Genomic DNA, 1956 nt, shown 5'->3' with positions numbered 1-1956 from the left:
ATTTATAATATACCATATAAAACACAAATGTCAATATATTTGAAATGGGGATATTTAAAATTATGGCTTATTTATCTTTTCAAGCTGGTTTTTTCTGAGCATTTTGTCAACAAAAATAGAATAAAAATGATAAAGATTTTTAAAAATGCCTATTTTACGGATAAACAGCCTGTATTTTTCAATATTCCTTACATAAAGCAAATAAATCAAAAAAAATATTAGACCAAATTTCGGTCATTTATAATCATCAATTTATTATGTATTTAATGAATGAAAAAAACATCGCGCGGGTGTTTGCGGAAAATGTGGCTTATTACCGTAAAAAACAGGGAAATTCCCAGTACGATTTAGCCATGGCAAGCGGCATAAGCAGAACGATGATTAGCCATTATGAAAGAGAGGGGATGTTGCCCCCCGCCGACCGTTTGCAGGCTTTGGCCAACACCCTTGGAATTCCAGTCTATAAACTGTTTATGGAACATGATAAGGAAAAAAATCCTGAAACTGACTTGTCAACTATAGATTCAAGAAGCGTTAAAAAACTCCGTGATATTCTTTCGCTCCCCCCGATGACCGCAATGACCTCTACCGTATCCTCAATAAAATGCTCAGAAAAAACCAGCTTGAAAAGATAAATAAGCCATAATTTTAAATATCCCCATTTCAAATATATTGACATTTGTGTTTTATATGGTATATTATAAATTTTAGATTTATATATTTACAATATAAGGGTGAAAAAATGATAATAGATGTAGATTTTGAGGTAAACAAATACAAAAATTGTAAAGACAGGGACGAGCTCACAAGGATGATTAAAGAGTATAAAAACCTTGCGATGCAGAACGCGGAAGATTTTTCCATGGCTGGAAAATATAATTCGGTGGCGTTTAAATTGCAGGAAATCTGCGACAAACTCCCGCCGCCTAATCTAAAAAATCCGGCCGCCACACATAGAAGCGCCCCTACTAAAACAGCCAACTTAACCAAAGAAGAGCGAGCCCGTATAGAGTCCGAGTGGGAAAAAAAGGCTAAAAGATAACGAAAGATACCGAAAAACCTCACACGAAGATCACAAAGGTACCAAGATCACAAAGAGGAATCAAGGGTTTATGTCCGAAGGCTATGCGTGAGCTTCACGATAAGATAACGAACAAAAACCCCCTTTCCCCCTTCGTGTTCTTTGTTTCTTTGTGATCTTTGTGAGAAATCTTTAGAATTAATTCTTCCAGTTTACTTCATAAGATAGCGGAATCTCCAAGACCAGCAAATCTAATAATGGAATGTCAAAAACCGCTCTTTTGCCGGAAAAAGTTCCCCCCTTTGCGCTTGTTACAGCGCCGGGAAAATCAACGGAGACGCGAATTCTTGAAGCGGCTATTTCATCACTTATTGATTTATTGTAAAAGGAAGCGACTACTTCCAGATACTCAGTCTTGCTCATTTTTTCGCCTGTGGCAATGGGAGCCATTAGAGCGTTCAGGTAATCGCTAATATCCGAAGAAAGATAATCAAGCATCGCGGAGCCGTTTTCCATGTTAATGGAAAATACGCATCTGCCGCCGGAACGCCCCTGTTCAAAAGTGATGATACCCTTCTTGTCCGCCGAGGCAAGGAAAGTATTTATCTGTGAAACTCGCGCCTGTCCGTCTACTGCGGACGGAGAAGTATTTTTTAATGTTACGGAATCAATTCCCTGCGCTTTTGACATTGACCGCGCTATAGACTGACCGTCCAGTATCTGTGAAAGTTCCTGCCCTCCTGCGGCGGCAATGGATCGAATTAACGCGGTCACCCTTTGCCCCAAAGACATGCTGACGGTCATAACAGCCGAACCTGTTGCCGTAATATTGCCGTCAATCTTGGCGGTACAGGAAAAAAGCGTGAAAACCGCAGAAAATAGAGGCAAAATGATCGATTTTTTCATTAAATAACTTTTCATTACTTCTATAATAC

The 1956-nt window shown here is 39.0% G+C and carries 4 protein-coding genes; 3 read left to right on the top strand and 1 reads right to left on the bottom strand.

Annotated features, from left to right (window positions below; translation table 11 throughout):
• From ACYVRH_RS12170 to ACYVRH_RS12160, 3 genes are all read left to right on the top strand, one after another.
• A partial coding sequence (locus ACYVRH_RS12170) for a hypothetical protein (RefSeq protein WP_461257173.1) occupies positions 1-222 on the top strand: 222 nt, incomplete at its 5' end.
• Between the two features lie 44 nt (positions 223-266).
• On the top strand, positions 267-635 hold the full coding sequence (locus ACYVRH_RS12165) for a helix-turn-helix domain-containing protein (RefSeq protein WP_461257172.1): 369 nt from the start codon (positions 267-269) through the stop codon (positions 633-635).
• Positions 636-742: 107 nt separating this feature from the next.
• The gene (locus ACYVRH_RS12160; protein ID WP_461257171.1) at positions 743-1042 is read left to right on the top strand and encodes a hypothetical protein; all 300 of its coding nucleotides are present in this window, start codon (positions 743-745) and stop codon (positions 1040-1042) included.
• A gap of 177 nt (positions 1043-1219) precedes the next feature.
• On the opposite strand, the gene ACYVRH_RS12155 is transcribed toward ACYVRH_RS12160, so the two are convergent.
• A partial coding sequence (locus tag ACYVRH_RS12155; protein WP_461257170.1) for a hypothetical protein occupies positions 1220-1956 on the bottom strand: 737 nt, incomplete at its 5' end.

Source organism: Treponema sp. R80B11-R83G3 (assembly GCF_054786115.1).
Note: the sequence above shows the minus strand (reverse complement) of the source record. Positions and strands in the feature narration are given on the sequence as shown.

Bases quoted from the DNA above. Each gene is read 5' to 3' on its own strand.
- ACYVRH_RS12165 (WP_461257172.1), top strand. From the start codon at position 267: ATGAATGAAAAAAACATCGCGCGGGTGTTTGCGGAAAATGTGGCTTAT.
- ACYVRH_RS12160 (WP_461257171.1), top strand. From the start codon at position 743: ATGATAATAGATGTAGATTTTGAGGTAAACAAATACAAAAATTGTAAA.